This is a genomic window from Pseudomonas anatoliensis, assembly GCF_017976235.1.
GTDB lineage: Bacteria > Pseudomonadota > Gammaproteobacteria > Pseudomonadales > Pseudomonadaceae > Aquipseudomonas > Aquipseudomonas anatoliensis.
Genome location: NZ_JACVHC010000001.1, coordinates 1,220,152 through 1,238,254 on the forward strand (window position 1 = coordinate 1,220,152; position 18,103 = coordinate 1,238,254).

Here is an 18,103-nt window from a genome sequence, read left to right on the forward strand (position 1 = left end):
TCTGGCGCGGTAATCACAGCCCCCAAAAAACCCTTGTAGGAGCTGGCCGAAGGCTGCGATCTTTTGATCCTGATTCTAAAAACAAGATCAAAAGATCGCAGCGTGCCGCAGCTCCTACAGGTCATTCGTTAACCTGTAGTCATTGCGTTAACTGTAGGAGCTGCCGAAGGCTGCGATCTTTTGATCCTGACTCTAAAAACAAGATCAAAAGATCGCAGCGTACCGCAGCTCCTACAGGTCATTCGTTAACCTGTAGTCATTGCGTTAACTGTAGGAGCTGCCGAAGGCTCGGGCCGCGATCGGACGATCTTTTGATCTTGCTTCTAAAGACCAGGATCAAAAGATCGCAGCGTGCCGCAGCTCCTGCACAGTCATTCGGCGGGCAGTTCACCATCCCAACCACCGCCCAGCGCGGCAATCAATTGCACGCTGGCAATCAAGCGACTCTGCAGGATATTCAGCACATTGCGCTCGTTACTCAGCGCCGTGGCCTGCACCACCACAACGTCGATATAGGCAATCAGCCCGGCCTTGTACTGGTTTTCCGTCAGGCGCAGCGAATCACGGGCAGCATCCAGCGCTTCCTGGCGCACCGCTGCTTCGTCTTCATACACCTTGAGTTGCACCAGATAGTTTTCCACCTCGCGGAAACCATCGAGCACCGTCTGCCGGTACTTGGCCACCGTCTGGTCGTACGCCGCTTCAGTACGGTCGACCTCTGCCGAACGTATGCCGCCGTCGAACAGCGGCAGGTTCAGTTTCGGCCCCACCGACCAGAAACGGTTCGGCAGGCTGATCAGGTCATTTGACGTACTGCTGCTGTAGCCGCCACTCAGGCTCAGCGACAGATCCGGGTAATACGCGGCTTTGGCTACGCCGATGTTGGCGTTGGCGGCTATCACCGAGCGCTCGGCCGAGGCGATGTCCGGGCGGCGCTCAAGCAGTTGCGAAGGCAGGTTCAACGGCACCTGCGGCAGATTCGGAATGGTCTGGGTTTCGGCGATGTTGAAGTTTGCCGGCGCTTGCCCGGTGAGCACGGCAATGGCGTTTTCGAACTGCGCCCGCTGCCAGATCAGATCGACCAGATCAGCCTGGGTACTTTTCAGTTGCGTCTGCGCCTGGGCGACCGCATCACGCCCGGAAACGCCCGCGCGGTATTGGTTCTGGGTCATCTTCAGCGAACGCTCATACGCCGCAACCGTCGCTTCGAGCAAACGCTTCTGCTCATCGATCACCCGCAGTTGCAGGTAGTTCTGCACCAACTCCGACTGCTGGCTCAAACGCATCGCCGCCAGATCGGCGAAGCTCGCCTGGGCACTGGCCTCATCGGCTTGCAGCCCGCGGCGCAGCTTGCCCCAGATGTCGGCTTCCCAACTGACGCCCAACTGCGCGTTGTAGGTATCGCGAATACCGCTGGAGGAACTGCTCAGGCTCGAACTGCTGCTGCCGGTGCCCTGACTGGAGCGGGTCTTGCCAAGGCTGAGGTCGACACTTGGGTAAAACGCTCCGCGCGCGCTACGGACCAAGGCCTGGGCTTGACGGTATTGGGCTTCTGATTGCGCGACCGTCTGGTTGGCGCTGTTGAGTTTCTCGACCAGCCCGTTGAGTTGCTGATCGCCGTACAACTCCCACCAGGCGCCACGGGCCAGCGAATCGCTCGGGTTGGCCTGGCGCCAGCCTTCGGCTTCCTTGTATTGAGCGATTTCCGCTGTCTGCGGGCGCTGGTAGTCCGGGCCGACGGCGCAGGCACTGAGCATTGCCACACACAATGACAGGCTCAACAGGCGCGAGCCGCGAGCAGTGGCCAGATTTAAAAGCGAACGGTCGGTCATAGCGGAGTTTCCAGAGCAGCATCAGTACGCACGCCACGCCATTTGTTGAAGCGATGGCGCAGCTTGTCGAGATAGAGGTAAACCACAGGCGTGGTGTAAAGCGTCAGCACCTGGCTGAAAATCAGCCCGCCGATGATGGTCAGGCCCAATGGCTGGCGCATTTCGGCACCTTCGGCGCGGCTGAGCAGCAACGGCAAGGCCCCGAGGATCGCCGCCAGCGTGGTCATCAGGATAGGTCGCAGCCGTTGCAAACAGGCGCTGCGGATCGACTCTAGCGGAGTCATGCCCTGATGCCGTTCCAGTTGCAGCGCGAGGTCGATCATCAGGATCGCGTTTTTCTTCACTACGCCGATCAACAGGAACAATCCGAGTAACGATATCAGACTGAATTCCCCCCCCAGCGCATAGATCGACAGCAACGCGCCAACCCCGGCCGAGGGCAACGTCGACAGAATCGTCAGCGGATGGATATAGCTTTCATAAAGCACGCCCAGCACCAGATACACCGCCAGCAGCGCGCCAAGAATCATGAACGGCTGGCTCTTCTGGGTCGCGGCAAAGGCATCGGCGGTGCCGGCCATTTTCGCGATGACATCTTCCGGCAAGCCGACCTTGGCAATCGCCCGCTCGATGGCGGCACTGCCCTGCTCCACCGTCACGCCTTCGGCCATGTCGAAGGAAATATCTTCAGAAGCGAACTGGCCTTCGTGGCTGACGCGATCGTCTTCGAGGCTGTTTTCATAGTGCGCAAAAGTCGACAGCGGCACCCGCGCACCGTCAGCGGTGATGACCTGCACTTGCTTGAGCGTCACCGGGTCCTGGGCGTATTTCTGATTGACCTCCATCACCACTTGATACTGGTTGAGGCTGTCGTAGATCGTCGAAATCTGCCGTTGGCTGTAAGCGTTGTTGAGCACCGAGGTGACCATGTCCATGTCGATGCCAAGGCGTTTGGCCTGATCACGATCGACGATCAACGTCACCTGTTGTGCGCCCTTGCCTTCGCGGGCGTCAATCGCCGTCAGCTCCGGCAAGGCGCGCAGCGCGGCGACCACTTTCGGATACCACTCACGTAATTCACCGAGATCGCCGCTTTGCAGGATGTAGCTGTACTGCGACGAGGTCTGTTCGCGGCCACCGCCAAATTGCAGATCCTGATCTGCCATCAGCATCAGTTGTGCGCCGGGCACTTTGGGCATTTCCTTGCGCAGGCGCTCGATGACCTTCTGCGCCGACAACTGGCGATCCTTGATTGGCTTCAAGCGCACCAGCATGAAGGCGTTGTTGGTGCCGTTGCTGCCACCGATGAACCCGGCAACACTCTCCACCGCCTCGTCCTTGAGCACGGCGCGGCGGAAGATCTCCATTTTCGGCTGCATGACGCTGAACGACAGACCGTCATCACCGCGCACGAAACCAATCAACTGACCCGTGTCCTGCTGCGGCATGAAGGTTTTCGGCACCACCACGTACAGCGCGACATTGACGCCTACGGTAATAAACAGGCTGAGCAATGTCAGGCGACGGTGGCGCAGCACCCAGTCGAGGCTGGTGGCGTACCTGGCGACCATCCAATCGTTGGTGCGGCGGCTCCAGCGTTGCAGGCGGTTTTCCTGCCCCGGCGTGTGCGGTTTGAGCCAGCGCGCGCAGAGCATCGGCGTCAACGTCAGGGACACCACCAGCGACACCACAATGGCCGCGGCCAAAGTGATGGAAAACTCGCGAAACAGGCTCTCGACAATCCCGCCCATGAACAGGATCGACAGGAACACCGCGACCAGCGACACGTTCATCGACAGCAGGGTAAAGCCGACTTCCTTGGCGCCCAGATAAGCCGCCTGCATCGGTTTGACGCCTTCGTCGATGTGCCGGGAAATGTTTTCCAGCACCACGATGGCATCGTCCACCACCAGCCCGGTGGCGAGAATCAACGCCATCAGCGACAGGTTGTTCAGCGAGAAGCCATAGAGGTACATCACCGCAAACGTGCCGACCAGCGACACCGGCACGGCCAGGCTCGGAATCAGCGAGGCGCGGAAGTTGCCCAGAAACAGGAAGACCACCAGGATCACCAGCCCCACGGCGATCAACAGCGTCATCTCGGCTTCGTGCAGGGTTGCCTTGATCACTGGCGAGCGGTCCATCGCCAGATTCAGTTTGACGCTGGCCGGCAACACCGCCTGCAGCGCCGGCAACTGTGCCTTGATTTCGTTGACCGTCTCGATGATGTTGGCACCGGCCTGGCGGTTGATCACCAGCAGGACCGCCGCGTCATCGTTGAAGAAACCGCTGTTGTAACGGTCTTCGACTCCGTCGCTGACCTTGGCCACGTCTTTGAGGCGCAGTGCGGCACCATCGGCGTAGTGGATGATCAGCGACTCGTAATCCTTGGCTTTCTCTAACTGATCGTTGGCCTGGATCTGCCACAGCCGCTGACCGTCCTCGACCGAGCCTTTCGGCCGGCGCAGGTTGGCATCGGCGATGGTTTTACGCACATCGTCGAGCGCCACACCGTATTGGTTGAGTGCCTGCGGTTCAAGTTCGATGCGCACCGCCGGGAGCGAACTGCCGCCGATTTGCACCTCACCGACACCCTGCACCTGCGACAGGCTCTGCGAGAGGATGGTCGACGCCAGATCGTAGAGCTGGCCTTTTTCCAGCACATCCGAGGTCAGCGACAGCACCATGATCGGTGCCTGCGACGGGTTGACCTTTTTATAGGTCGGCATGCTGCGCATCCCGCTCGGCAACAGATTGCGCGAAGCATTGATCGCGGCCTGCACTTCCCGCGCTGCGCCGTTGATGTCTCGGTCGAGATCGAATTGCAGAATGACCCGGGTCGAGCCCTGACTCGAACGGCTGCTCATGGTGTTGACGCCGGCAATGGCACCGAACGAACGCTCCAGCGGCGTCGCCACGGTGGACGCCATGACTTCCGGACTGGCGCCTGGCAGGCTCGCCTGCACGACGATCACCGGGAAGTCCATTTGCGGCAGTGGCGACACTGGCAGCAAGCCGAAGCTGACACCGCCCAGCAGCATGATCGCCAGGCTCAGGAGCATGGTTGCCACCGGGCGCTTGATGAAAGGACCGGAGAGGTTCATCGAGCGCAGTCCCCTGCTTCACGCCGCACCCCTGTAGGCGTGAGCCTGCTCGCGATAGCGGTATGTCTGCTTACATTGATATTGGATGTGCCGACGCTATCGCGAGCAGGCTCACTCCTACAGGTTTTGTGCTCAGTCATACCGCCACCTCTTCGGTGTCGGCATTGGTTTTGCCAAAGCGTCGGCCCAGACGGTCGAAATACAGGTAGATCACCGGTGTGGTGAACAGCGTCAGCACCTGACTTACCAGCAAGCCACCCACCATCACCAGACCCAAAGGCTGGCGCAGTTCAGCCCCGGAACCGGTGGCGAGCATCAAAGGCACGGCGCCGAACAACGCCGCCAGCGTGGTCATCAGGATCGGTCGGAAACGCAGCAGCGCCGCTTGATAGATCGCCTCCTGCGGCGCCATGCCCTGATTGCGTTCAGCGTCGAGGGCGAAGTCGATCATCATGATCGCGTTCTTCTTGACGATGCCGATCAGCAGGATGATGCCGATGATCGCGATCATGCCCAGGTCGTTGCCACTGAGCAGCAATGCCAGCAACGCACCGACCGCCGCTGAGGGCAGGGTCGAGAGAATGGTGATCGGGTGGATGTAGCTCTCGTAAAGCACGCCAAGCACGATGTACATGGTCACCACCGCCGCCAGAATCAGCAGCAAGGTGCTCGACAGCGATGCCTGGAACGCTTCCGCCGCGCCCTGGAACTGGGTCTGCACGCCGACCGGCATGCCGATGTCTTTCTGCACTTGTTCGATGACGTCCAACGCATGCCCCAACGCCACGCCCGGTGCCAGGTTGAACGACATCATCACCGCCGGGAACTGGCCGATATGGGTGATCGCCAGTTGCGCCTGGCGTTCCTCGACATGGGCCAGACTCGACAGGCGCACCTGCGCGCCGTCAGTGGTCTTGACGTGAATCTGATCCAGCGCCTGCGGGCCGATCCTTTCCCCGGCCTGCGCTTGCAGCACCACGCGGTACTGGCTGGCCTGAGTGTAAATGGTCGAGATCTGCCGCTGGCCGAAGGCGTCGTACAGCGCATCGGTGATGTTCGCCACCGACACACCCAGGCGCGACGCCGCATCGCGATCGATCACCAGATAAACCTGCAAGCCCTTGTCCTGCAAGTCACTGGCGACGTCGGTCAGCTCCGGACGTTGCGCCAGGGCTTCGACCAGTCGGCCGCTCCATTGGCTGAGCAGTTCGGAATCCGGCGAGGACATGCTGAACTGGTACTGCGTGCGGCTGACACGGTCTTCGATGGTCAGGTCCTGCACCGGTTGCATGTACAGACGAATGCCGACCAGTTTGTCGAGTTGCGGTTGCAGGCGCGCGATGATTTCGGTGGCGGTTAAATCACGCTCGCTGTGTGGCTTGAGATTGATCAACAACCGGCCGCTGTTGAGCGTGGCGTTATCGCCATCGACGCCAATGTAGGACGACAGGCTCTGCACCGCCGGGTCTTCAAGAATGACTTTGGCCAATGCCTGCTGACGCTCGCCCATCGCGGCGAAGGAAATCGACTGCGGCGCTTCGGAAATACCCTGAATGACCCCGGTGTCCTGCACCGGGAAGAAGCCCTTCGGCACGACCATATAGAGGAACACAGTCAACGCCAGAGTGCCGATAGCGACCAGCAAAGTCAGAGGCTGATGCTTGAGCACCCAGCGCAGCATCCGGCCGTACTCGGCGATCATCCAGTCAATACACGCGCCGCTGGCCCGGTAGAACCGGCCCTGCTCGTGTTCCTCGGGTTCGCGCTTGAGCAGACGCGCGCACATCATTGGCGTCAGGGTCAGCGAGACCACGAGGGAAATCAGGATCGCCACCGCCAGGGTGATGGCGAATTCGCGGAACAGCCGCCCGACCACGTCGGCCATGAACAGCAGCGGAATCAATACTGCGATCAGCGACAGGGTCAGGGAAATCAGGGTAAAGCCGATCTGCTTCGCGCCTTTGAGCGCGGCCTGCATCGGGCTGTCGCCCTCTTCGATGTAACGCGAGATGTTTTCCAGCATCACGATGGCGTCGTCGACCACGAAACCGGTGGCAATAGTCAGCGCCATCAGGGTCAGGTTATTCACCGAGAATCCGGCGAGGTACATCACGCCGAACGTACCGATCAGCGACAACGGCACGGCCACCGAAGGAATGATCGTCGCGCTGAAACGGCGCAGGAACAGGAACGTCACCATTACCACCAGCGCAACGGCGATCAGCAGTTCGTGCTGCACGTCCGTCACCGCAGCGCGAATGGTCTGGGTACGGTCGGTCAGAACAGTGACCTCGAGGCCGGCCGGCAAATTGTCGGTGATGCTTGGCAGCAAGGCCTTGATCCGGTCGACCACCTCGATCACGTTGGCGCCCGGTTGCCGCTGGATGTTCAGCAGCACTGCCTGATTCAGGTTGGCCCACGCGGCCAGACGCTCGTTCTCGGCGCCGTCGACAATTTCCGCAACATCCTTGAGCCGCAACGGCGCGCCGTTCTTGTAAGCGAGGATCAGGTTGGCGTAATCCTTGGGCGACGTCAGTTGGTCATTGGCATCGAGCATCGACACCCGGGTCGGGCCGTCGAAGTTACCTTTCGGCTGGTTGACGTTGGAGGCGCCGATCAAGGTGCGCACGTCCGACAGGTTCAGGCCATTGGCGGCCAACGCCTCCGGGTTGACCTTGATCCGCACGGCCTGACGCTGGCCGCCAGCGATGCTGACCATGCCGACGCCGCTGATCTGGGCGATTTTCTGCGCCATGCGCGTATCGACCAGGTCATTGAGTTTGGGCAGCAGCATGGTTTTCGAGGTGATGGCCAGGGTCAGCACCGGGGTGTCCGCCGGGTTGACCTTGTTGTACACCGGCGGCGCCGGCAAGTCGGTCGGCAGCAGGTTGGTCGCAGCGTTGATCGCGGCCTGCACCTGTTGTTCGGCGACGTCCATGTTGATGTCGAGGCTGAAACGCAGGGTCAGCACCGAGGCGCCGCCGGAACTGGTCGAGGCCATTTGCGTCAGACCCGGCATCTGCCCGAATTGACGCTCAAGCGGCGCGGTGACCGCGCTGGTCATCACGTCCGGACTGGCGCCTGGATACAGGGTCATGACGCGGATGGTCGGGTAATCGACCTGCGGCAGCGCCGAGACTGGCAGCAGGCGATAAGCGATCAGGCCGGCCAGTACAATGGCCAGCATGCTCAGGGTGGTGGCTACCGGACGAAGAATGAACAGCCGCGAAATGTTCATGCGCCCTTCTTGGCCTTGTCGGTCACAGCGGCATCAGTCGGGGTGGCAGCGGACTTGCCTTGCAGGTGTTCGGTCGGTGTGGTCGGCACTTGATTGCTGTCGTTGACCACTTCCACTTCGCTGCCTTCCTTGAGGCGGTCGGTGCCTTCCAGCACTACGCGGTCGCCAGCGGCCAGGCCTTCAGTGATCACGGTGTTTTCACCGTCACTGGCGCCGATCTTCAACTGACGAATCGTGACTTTCTTGTCGCCGTCCAGTGCGTAGACGAAGGTGCCGTTGGTGCCAAACTGAATCGCGGCGGACGGTGCCAGCACGACGTTTTTCAGGGTGTCGGCCAGCAGATGCACGTTGACGAACTGATTGGGGAACAGCGACTGATCGCGGTTTTCGTAGCGGGCCTTGAACTTCAGGGTGCCGGTGGCCACGTCGATCTGGTTGTCGAGGCTTTGCAACACGCCGGTGGCTTGCAGTTTGGTATCACCGCGATCCCACGCCTCAGCCGGCAACTTTGCGCCGCTGCGGTAGCGGGCGAGCACGGTTTCGAGGTTGTTTTCCGGGAGGGTGAAAGCGACGCTGATCGGCTGAGTCTGAGTGATCACCGCGAGGAACGTGGTGTCATTGGCCGCAACGAGGTTGCCGACGTCAACTTGACGCAGACCGACGCGACCGGCAATTGGTGCGCGGATCCTGGTGAATTCGAGATTGAGCTTGGCGTCGTTGACCGCCGCCTGGTTGGTCTTGACCGTGCCCAGGTACTGGCCGACCAGCGCTTCGGCGGTGTCCAGCGTCTGTTTGGCGATGCTGTCTTCCTTGAACAGGCCGCGATAACGCTCGACATCCACCTGTGCGTTTTTCAGTTGCGCCTGATTCTGCAGCAAGGTGCCTTCAGCCTGAAGCAAGGCGTTCTGGTACGGGCGCGGATCGATCTCTGCCAGCAAGTCGCCAGCCTTGACCATCTGGCCCTCTTCGAAATTGATCTTCACCAGCTCGCCGCCCACCCGGCTGCGCACATTGATGGTGTTGAGCGCGGTGACGGTGCCCAGCGCCTTGTAATACAGCGGGAAGTCACCTGTGACCGCCGGCGCCACGCGCACAGGAATCGGCCCGGCGCCGCCACCGAAGCCAGGGCGCATCATCCCGGAACGCCCGGCATGTCCGGCTGCAGCCTTCTCGCCGCCCTCCTTGTCGGCTGAGCCGGCGGGCCAGAATTTCCAGCACAGCACGGCGATAACCAACAAGACAAGCAGGCTGATCAGCCAGCGACGGGAGTTGCGGGGGGACGATTGCATGGAGTGATTAACCATTGGGCGCGTGGGCTTCTTTTACGGGAGGCTGAACGATAAGCACTGATGGGGATTAAGCAAAGCAGCTTTACCGGCAATTTACCTTCAACTTACGTTTCAAGGTGTGAGGCAAAACACTGATACACAAATGAAAACGGCCTGGACAGGGCCAGGCCGTTAACAATTGTAAAGCGTTTGTTTCAGAACGCTTATTTCAGAACGGCCAGCGCCGCTTCGTAATTAGGCTCTTCAGCGATTTCCTTGACCAGTTCGCTGTGCAGGACGTTGTCGTTTTCGTCCAGTACAACCACGGCACGAGCGGTCAGGCCTTTCAGCGGGCCGTCAGCGATGGCCACACCGTAGTTCTCGATGAACTCGGTGCCGCGCAGGGTCGACAGGTTCTGGACGTTTTCCAGACCTTCGGCACCGCAGAAACGCGCTTGGGCGAACGGCAGGTCAGCCGAGATGCACAGCACCACGGTGTTGCTGATGTCGTTGGCCTGAGCGTTGAACTTGCGCACGGAGGTGGCGCAGGTCGGGGTGTCGACGCTTGGGAAGATGTTCAGCACTTTGCGCTTGCCGGCGAAGTCTTTCAGGGTGACGTCGGACAGATTGCCGGCAACCAGAGAAAAGGCTGGCGCCTTGGAACCGGCTTGTGGCAACTGGCCGTTGACTTGAACCGGGTTGCCTTTGAGGGTGACTTGAGCCATGACTTGAGTCCTTCTGAACGTTGTTTTAGAAAATCACGCAGGGGCCGAAGTTAACCACGAAATTGTTCGACAACCTATGCCCGCGCTGAAATTGTCATGTTCTGAAACGCAAACTGCATACAACTCACACCCCCTGTAGGAGCTGCGCAACGCTGCGATCTCGTGATCTTTAAACAGCAAGATCAAAAGATCGCAGCCTTCGGCAGCTCCTACATTTGAAATGCGTTCTCCCTGTAGGAGCTGCGCAACGCTGCGATCTCGTGATCTTTAAACAGCAAAGTCAAAAGATCGCAGCCTTCGGCAGCTCCTACATTTGAAATGCGTTCTCCCTGTAGGAGCTGCGGAACGCTGCGATCTTTTGATCTGAAACAGCAAAGTCAAAAGATCGCAGCGTTCGGCAGCTCCTACATGGGCTCGGGTCACTACAGTTTTGAGTTTCGGGCTGGCATCTTTGTAAATGCATCTGTCGATTCGCTCCAACCCCGTTCGACTATCACTGAATCCCCCCACACTCCACGGAGTACTCACCATGCGATTCATGATCCTTGTCAAAGCCAGCGCCGACTCCGAGGCCGGCATCATGCCCAGCGAAGAGCTGCTGACCGCCATGGGCAATTTCAACGAAGATCTCACCAAGGCCGGCATCCTCGTCGCAGCCGACGGCCTGCACCCGAGCAGCAAAGGCGCCCGCGTGCGGTTCTCGGGAGAAAAACGCACAGTGACCGACGGGCCCTTCATTGAAACCAAGGAACTGGTAGCCGGCTACTGGATCTGGGACGTGAAGTCGAAAGAAGAAGCCATCGAATGGGTCAAGCGCTGCCCCAACCCGATGCCGGGCTGCGACTCTGATATCGAGATTCGGCAGATATTCTCCGCCGAGGATTTCGGCGCAGAATTCACGCCTGAATTGCGGGAGCAGGAAGAACGCATTCGCGAGCAAGCGAAAAAGCCCTGAACAGTCCTCCGTGAACGCGACCTACTGTAGGAGCTGCCGAAGGCTGCGATCTTTTGACTCTGGTTGTTTAAAAACAAGATCAAAAGATCGCAGCCTGCGGCAGCTCCTACAGGGTGCGCGATTACTTGGCTTCAGCTTTCAGCTTGAGGTACGACTGATGCACATCCGAAGCCCAGCCATCGATCACGGCTTTGACGTCATTGGCCTGCATTACTTGCGAGTCGTTCTCCAGCGGTTTGCCAGTCCCTTTACGCACGACCTGAGCAACAACCTTGTTGTTGCCGCCATCAATGAACACCGCTTCAGTGGCCAGGGTAGTTTCCTGATCGCGGATCCCGGTGGCAGTGCTCACCGCCGCCGCCACCAGTGCAATCGGAATCACCTCATAAACTTTCAGGCCTTCTGTCTTGCTGCTGACTGCAGTGATCGCCGGACGCACCACAAACACCCCTGGTCCAGGACCGGTGGCGAGTGGCAACGACTTGCCGAGTTCACGCTTGAGCGCTTGATCGTAGTAGCTGGTGATGCCGTTGAGCGTCTGTTGCGGGACTTTCGCTGTCGCTTGCGGTTTCGGATAGAGCTGGCTCGGTTCGACGTAAAAGCTGGTGAATTTCTTGATGTCGAGTTTCGGGTCCATCCAGCGCATCACCTCGGCACCGGACGGCGACTTGGCCTCTTTAAGTTGGCTGTAATCCTTGAGAAACCCCGAATATTCATCGGGAGCGACGGTTTTGCTTGAGCAGCCCACCACGCCGAGGGTAGCAATGCACAGCGTGCCCATCATTACTGCTAGCTTCATGCTGTAACTCCTGTCAGACGGCCGAAAACTTTTATATAGGGGAAGTACAGGTATAGCTAAAGCCTCAGCAATTGCGCTTGGAAATCAGAAAATTCACGCAAGCCTGCGCGGCGGATCACAGCCGTCATTTGACAGGCTCGCTACAGACAGCAAAGCTGCACCCAGCTTGAACGCACGCCAGACAGCAAAAGCACCTGGACTACGGAAGTCGCAATGCCCAAGCATAAAAATAAAGCAGTGCAACCTGACCCTGATTCGTCGCAATCTTCCACTTCAAAACTCTTGTTCCCGATCACCATCGCTGTGCTGCTGGCAACCGGGACGGGCATCGGCTGGTTTCTGTTCAGCCCGGCACCCGCGCCGCTCAAAGCGCCGCCGATCAGTGCCCCCGCACCTGTTACAGCAAAGCCCCAATCTGTCGCGTTGAAACCGGCGACGATGGTCGACGAGCAACAATGCCAAGGCTGCCACACCGAGCAAGTCAAGGACTGGCAAGGGTCGCACCACCAATTGGCGATGCAACCGGCGAACGCCGACACGATGCTTGGCGATTTCAACAACATCACCTTCAAGGCCGAAAAAGAGACCACGCGATTCTCGCGCAAGGGCGATGAATTCTGGGTCAACACCCCGGGTATCGACGGCAAGAATGCCGATTTCAAGGTGGCCTACACCTTCGGCATCGCGCCGCTGCAGCAATACCTGATCGAAGCCGGTGAGGGCCGTTTGCAGGCGCTGGGTGTGGCGTGGGATACCGAGAAAAATCGCTGGTTCCACCTCTACCCCGGCCAAGGCGTGAACTTCAAGAATCCGCTGCACTGGAGCAAGCCGAGCCAGAACGCCAACTTCATGTGCGTCGAGTGTCACACCACCGGTTTCAAGCGTAATTTCGATGCGGCCAGCAACACCTTCAACAGTCAATGGAACAGCCTTGGCGTCGGTTGTCAGGCCTGCCATGGCCCGGCATCCAGCCACCTTGAATGGACGCAGAAGAAAGGCGACCTGATTCATCAAGGGTTTGCCGTCGACCTCAAGGACAAGAACGCCACTGTCGAGATCGAAACCTGCGCCCGCTGTCATTCGCGACGCGCGCCGCTGGGCGATGGCTTCACGGTCGGTAAACGCTTGATGGATGACTACCTGCCCAGCACCCTCACCCGCGAACTGTATGCGCTGGACGGCAAGATCAAGGATGAAGTGTTCGAACACGGCTCGTTCCTGCAAAGCAAAATGTTCGACAAGGGTGTGCGTTGTAGCAATTGCCACAACCCGCACAGCAATGAGCTGAAAGCACCGGGCAACGCGGTCTGCCTGCAATGCCACAACACCGCCGGCAAGACCTCGATCGAAAGCGTTGACGGCAAGGGCCTGCAAGCGAAGAACTACGATTCCATCGAGCACACCCGCCACACCATGGGCCAGCCTGGCTCGCAATGCGTGGATTGCCACATGCCCGGCAAGTTCTACATGGGCAATGATTTTCGGCATGACCACAGTTTCAGTATTCCCAACCCTGAGCGTGCGCAAAAACTCGGCACCCCCGACGCGTGCCTGACCTGCCACCAGGGCAAGGCTGGCGACAAGGTCACCGCGCAGTTCAAGCTGTGGAGCGCGTCGACCATATCCGAGACGCCGCGTTACGACGAAAGCTTGTGGCTGATCCGCAATGGCCAGCCCGGCGCCGCCAACGCACTGTATGAACAGTTGCAGCGCAGCAACCTGCCGGCGATCCAGCGCGCGACGTTGCTGGCAGAACTGCCGCTGTATCCGAGTGAACAGGCATTGAAGCTGGCAACGCAGGATCTGAAAAATCTGGCGCCGCAGGTTCGCGAAAGTGCCGTGCGGGCGATCAGCGCGTTCCTGCCGCCACCGGAACGTGCCCCGCTGCTGACACCGTTGTTGGGTGATCCGGTGAAAGCCGTGCGCATCGTTGCCGCGCGGGATCTGCTCAGCGTTGCGCGCAATGGTCTGGGCGCTGCGCAGGGGAATTGGGATGCGGCGATTGCCGAGTACGAAGCCGTACAGAAGAGTCTGCTGGAACGTGCCGAAGCCAATTTGAATCTGGCGATGCTGTATCAGGCCAGTGGCCGCAGTTCAGAAGTTGAAGCCCTGCTGCGCAGCGCGCTCAAACGCGATCCGGATTTCTTCCCGGCACTGGTGACGCTGGTCCAATGGCTGGAGGGCAATGGCCGCGGTCAGGAAGCGCAGACGTTGCTCGATGACAGCCTTAAGGCGCATCCGGACGCTGCTCTATTGCAACACACTCGCGGGCTATCGCTGATCCGCGCCGGCAAGACCGCCGAAGCCATGTCACCGCTGAAAAAAGCCGCACAACTGGAGCCGCAGAACGCGCAGTACGGTTACGTGCTGGCCGTGGCACTGCACGAAAGTGGCAAGGTCGATGAGGCGTGTGAAGTATTGGAAGTTTTGATCAAGGTCCAGCCAACGAATCGCAACGCGCGGCTGTCACTGATTCAGTACTACCTCGACAGTGGGCAGGAGCCGAAGGCGCAGGTGCTGTTGCAGGGCTGGAAGAAGATGAACATGGGTGATCCGGCCCTGAAATAACCCCTTCGGGCCGCAATGACTCCAATGTAGGAGCTGCCGCAGGCTGCGATCTTTTGACTTTAGAGATCAAGATCAAAAGATCGCAGCCTGCGGCAGCTCCTACAGGTTCAACGCAGATTTACCAGGAAGAGGTTTCCCCACTCCTCAGCGCTATCTCCCGCCGGGTATTAGCCCGCATCGCCTTGTACAACGACACCGTGCCCACCAGCAAAATCGCCGCGCCAAACAGGAAGTCGATGTTGTACAACCGGAAGTCCTCCACCGGCCCGATCAGCAGCACCCGCACCAGCGCAACCCCCACCAGCGTGGCGAGGAAGTCGATCCCCGGTTCTTCGCGATAGAACACCAGCAACAGCGGCAGACACAGCACCAGCAGAAACAACAGCACCACGGCTTTGAACGAGCCCTTGCGCTCAACGCTGAACGCGCATTCGTGCGGGCCGTAGGCCTTGTAATCCTCGTCGCGGATCATCGAGTTTTGCTCGGCGATGTAGTCGACGCGGTTGTACTTCTGGATCGGCGTGAAGGTGTTGGACATCTCCATCAGCGTGGTGATGTTCTTGAAGCGCAGGTCGACGCGCTCGCTGCCCTTGAGGTAATACAGCACCGGTTTGTAGCCGTAACGGTAGGTGTCGAACGGAAACGCGGTGACCTGCCCCTGCACGCCAATCGGGCGCGGTTCAAGTTCGGCAAATGCGCTTTTGTTAGTCGCTGAGAGGTTGCGGCTCAGGGGCTGCAACTTGACCTGTTCGAGGAAGATCGGCGTCACGCCGTAGGACCACTGCAACGGTTCCAGACGCAGGCGCAGTTCGTTGCGGCCCAGGTCGTAGCGGTTGAACGTGCGTTCGGAGACCACCAGTGAACCGCTGAGCATGAACTCGCCACGCAGGTTGTTGGTGACGCGCAAGGTCAGTTGATCCTTGCCCAGCAGCGCTGCTTCAGTGGACGGCGGCGTGCCACACCACGCGGTGCTTTCGCCGACACCGCCGAGTTGGCCGTTGCGGTTTTCATTGAATACATAAAAGTAACTGGCCCACAGCGTCAGCATCAAAAGCAACGCGGTGAGGCCCAGGATTTTCTTGCCCGGACTCACTGATCAGACTCCCTTCTTCGATTCCATCGTCCAGCCGAAAACCCGCTGGCGACGGCGACTCTACCAAAAGGCCAGCATCGACCCAAGGAAAAATCCCGAATTGGTCAGGGTTCTAGGGGTTTCCCCGGTATGGCCAAGATCAAAAGATCGCAGCCTGCGGCAGCTCCTACAGGAGCTGCATTCCCATGTAGGAGCTGCCGCAGGCTGCGATCTTTTGATTCATCAGCGTCTACGAAACAGTGGCCGCGGCTCGATGACTGACCGGCCATACAGCACGCTCATTCCTGCCAACCCCTTCAGCGCATCCTCAGCCGATTTGTCCTCGCGCACAGCAAAACTGTCGAACCCGCACTGGCGCATATGGCTGAGCTGATCGCGCAGCACATCGCCAATCGCGCGCAATTCCCCGGTCCAGCCGAAACGACTGCGCAGCAGATAGGCCTGGCTGTAGGCGCGGCCGTCACGGAAACTCGGGAAATCCAGCGCAATCAGTGGCAATGACGCTAGCCAGGGCACGAGGCTTTCGGCATCGTCATCCGGGCCGAGCCACACGGCGTGGGTCGAGGGCCGTTCCAGCCATTGGGTCAAAGGCAGAATCAGCAATCCCGAAGCACTGGCCAACGCAGGCTCGCGAACCAGCGTCCACGGATCGTCCGTGACTATTTGCGCGACCCCCTCCTGCAACCGCAGCAGATTGTTCATGCCGACACCTCCAGCGCTTTGGGATACACACGTTCCTTGAACGGCTCCAGTCCGATCCGCGCCAAAGTGTCGACAAACAATTCCTCACTCTCGCGATAACGCACAAAGGTGCCAATGATCCGCTCGATCACCTGCGGCACCTCTGCTGCGCTGAACGACGGGCCGATGACCTTGCCCAGCGCGCTGTTTTTGCCCTGCGCGCCGCCGAGGGTGATCTGGTACCACTCGCTGCCGTTCTTGTCGACGCCGAGGATGCCGATATTGCCGATGTGGTGATGGCCGCAGGCATTCATGCAGCCGGAGATGTTCAGGCTGATATCACCCAGATCGTGCAGGTAGTCGAGATTGTCGAAGCGCGCCTGAATCGCCTGGGTGATCGGGATCGATTTGGCGTTGGCAAGTGCGCAGAAATCCCCGCCCGGGCAGGCAATGATGTCGGTCAACAATCCGACGTTGGCCGTCCCCAGATTGAGCTCGCACGCCAGTTGCCACAGCGCATACAGATCGGCTTTCGGCACATCGGGCAGGACGATGTTCTGCTCATGGGCAATGCGAATCTCGCCGAAACCGAAGCGCTCGGACCAGTCGGCGACCGCCAGCATCTGCAACTCCGTCACGTCTCCCGGCGGCGCGGCCTGACCGGGTTTGGTCGACAGCACTACGCTGGTGTAACCCGCCACTTTGTGCGGCTGCACGTTGCGCGCGACCCAGCGGGCAAACGCCGGGCTTTCGGCCAGCCGCGTGCCGTAGTCCAGATCGGTGTCGGGCATCTCGCGATAGGTCGGAGGCACGAAGGCACTGGCGACCCGCTGATATTCGGCCTCGGTCAACTGCGCCGGGCCGTCCTTGAGGTGCTGCCACTCCTCTTCGACTTCTTTGGCGAAGGCTTCGATGCCCAGTGCCTTGACCAGAATCTTGATCCGCGCCTTGTATTTGTTATCGCGCCGGCCATGGCGGTTGTACACGCGCAGCACCGCCTCGACGTAAGACAGCAAGTGCTGCCACGGCAAGCCGTCACGGATCTGTAACCCGAGGATCGGCGTGCGCCCCAGACCACCACCAACGATCACTCGCAAGAGCATTTGCCCATCGCGGCCGGGGTAAAGATACAGGCCGATGTCGTGCATCATGATTGCCGCGCGATCCTGCTTCGCCGAGCAGATGGCGATCTTGAATTTGCGCGGCAGAAAGAGAAATTCCGGGTTGATCGTCGACCATTGCCGGAGAATTTCCGCCAGTGGTCGCGGGTCGATCAACTCATCTGCCGCAACCCCGGCGAAGGCTTCGGTGGTGATGTTGCGCACGCAGTTGCCGGAGGTCTGGATCGCATGCATGTTGACCTGCGCCAGCCGTTCGAGAATATCCGGCACTTCGGCCAGTTCGATCCAGTTGAACTGCATGTTTTGCCGCGTGGTGAAGTGTCCGTAACCACGATCATAGTCAGCCGCGATGCTGGCCAGCGTGCGCATTTGCGCGGCGCTGAGCGTGCCGTAGGGAATCGCCACACGCAGCATGTAGGCGTGCTTTTGCAGGTACAGACCGTTTTGCAGACGCAGCGGCAGAAACTCCTCCTCACTCAATTCCCCGGCCATGAAGCGCTCGACCTGATCGCGAAACTGCGCAACGCGCTCGAACACCAGCGCCCGGTCGTAATCATCGTATTGATACATGCCACTGCCACCTCATCAGGACGCACACAATTCCTACAGATTTTCCCAGACTATGGCCGAACGGCGCAGCGCGTTACAGATTCACCTGAACGCATAAAAACCGTATCAGGGCGTGGCAGATGGCCGCAGGCAGCACTTCAATCTGATCC

At 59.6% G+C, this 18,103-nt stretch carries 11 protein-coding genes; 2 read left to right on the top strand and 9 right to left on the bottom strand.

Going from position 1 to position 18,103, the window contains the following annotated elements:
• Positions 1 to 371 precede the first annotated feature (371 nt).
• The 5 genes from ICA16_RS05300 to tpx all read right to left on the bottom strand — a co-directional run bounded on the left by ICA16_RS05300 (position 372) and on the right by tpx (position 10,167).
• Complete coding sequence (locus tag ICA16_RS05300; protein WP_210700133.1) at positions 372 to 1,832, bottom strand: efflux transporter outer membrane subunit; 1,461 nt, start codon at positions 1,830 to 1,832, stop codon at positions 372 to 374.
• Positions 1,829 to 4,936, bottom strand: a complete 3,108-nt coding sequence (locus tag ICA16_RS05305; RefSeq protein WP_210700134.1) for an efflux RND transporter permease subunit — start codon at positions 4,934 to 4,936, stop codon at positions 1,829 to 1,831. Before ICA16_RS05305 ends, ICA16_RS05300 begins: the two co-directional genes overlap by 4 nt.
• Positions 4,937 to 5,072: 136 nt before the next feature.
• A complete protein-coding gene (locus tag ICA16_RS05310; RefSeq protein ID WP_210700135.1) occupies positions 5,073 to 8,174 on the bottom strand; it encodes an MdtB/MuxB family multidrug efflux RND transporter permease subunit in 3,102 nt (1,033 codons plus the stop codon).
• Positions 8,171 to 9,478, bottom strand: coding sequence for an MdtA/MuxA family multidrug efflux RND transporter periplasmic adaptor subunit (locus ICA16_RS05315; protein ID WP_210554669.1), 1,308 nt, complete (start codon positions 9,476 to 9,478; stop codon positions 8,171 to 8,173). Before ICA16_RS05315 ends, ICA16_RS05310 begins: the two co-directional genes overlap by 4 nt.
• A 188-nt stretch (positions 9,479 to 9,666) precedes the next feature.
• Positions 9,667 to 10,167 carry a thiol peroxidase gene (gene tpx / locus ICA16_RS05320; protein WP_150603175.1) on the bottom strand — a complete coding sequence of 167 codons (501 nt, stop codon included), beginning with the start codon at positions 10,165 to 10,167 and terminating at the stop codon, positions 9,667 to 9,669.
• A gap of 529 nt (positions 10,168 to 10,696) precedes the next feature.
• Here tpx and ICA16_RS05325 point away from each other — a divergent pair.
• Positions 10,697 to 11,122, top strand: coding sequence for a YciI family protein (locus ICA16_RS05325; RefSeq protein WP_210700136.1), 426 nt, complete (start codon positions 10,697 to 10,699; stop codon positions 11,120 to 11,122).
• Between the two features lie 121 nt (positions 11,123 to 11,243).
• On the opposite strand, the gene ICA16_RS05330 is transcribed toward ICA16_RS05325, so the two are convergent.
• Entirely contained in the window at positions 11,244 to 11,921 is a 678-nt protein-coding gene (locus tag ICA16_RS05330) for a DUF3313 domain-containing protein (RefSeq protein WP_210700137.1), read from the bottom strand.
• A gap of 213 nt (positions 11,922 to 12,134) precedes the next feature.
• On the opposite strand from ICA16_RS05330, the gene ICA16_RS05335 reads away from it, so the two are divergent.
• Complete coding sequence (locus ICA16_RS05335; protein WP_210700138.1) at positions 12,135 to 14,489, top strand: tetratricopeptide repeat protein; 2,355 nt, start codon at positions 12,135 to 12,137, stop codon at positions 14,487 to 14,489.
• 118 nt (positions 14,490 to 14,607) lie between these two features.
• Here ICA16_RS05335 and ICA16_RS05340 read toward each other — a convergent pair whose 3' ends face one another.
• From ICA16_RS05340 to ICA16_RS05350, 3 genes are all read right to left on the bottom strand, one after another.
• On the bottom strand, positions 14,608 to 15,582 hold the full coding sequence (locus ICA16_RS05340; RefSeq protein ID WP_210700139.1) for a hypothetical protein: 975 nt from the start codon (positions 15,580 to 15,582) through the stop codon (positions 14,608 to 14,610).
• Between the two features lie 222 nt (positions 15,583 to 15,804).
• Positions 15,805 to 16,284: a DUF934 domain-containing protein gene (locus tag ICA16_RS05345; protein ID WP_210700140.1), complete on the bottom strand. Its 480-nt coding sequence runs from the start codon at positions 16,282 to 16,284 to the stop codon at positions 15,805 to 15,807.
• Positions 16,281 to 17,954, bottom strand: a complete 1,674-nt coding sequence (locus ICA16_RS05350; RefSeq protein ID WP_210700141.1) for a nitrite/sulfite reductase — start codon at positions 17,952 to 17,954, stop codon at positions 16,281 to 16,283. The genes ICA16_RS05345 and ICA16_RS05350 overlap by 4 nt, the downstream gene beginning before the upstream one ends.
• Positions 17,955 to 18,103 lie beyond the last annotated feature (149 nt).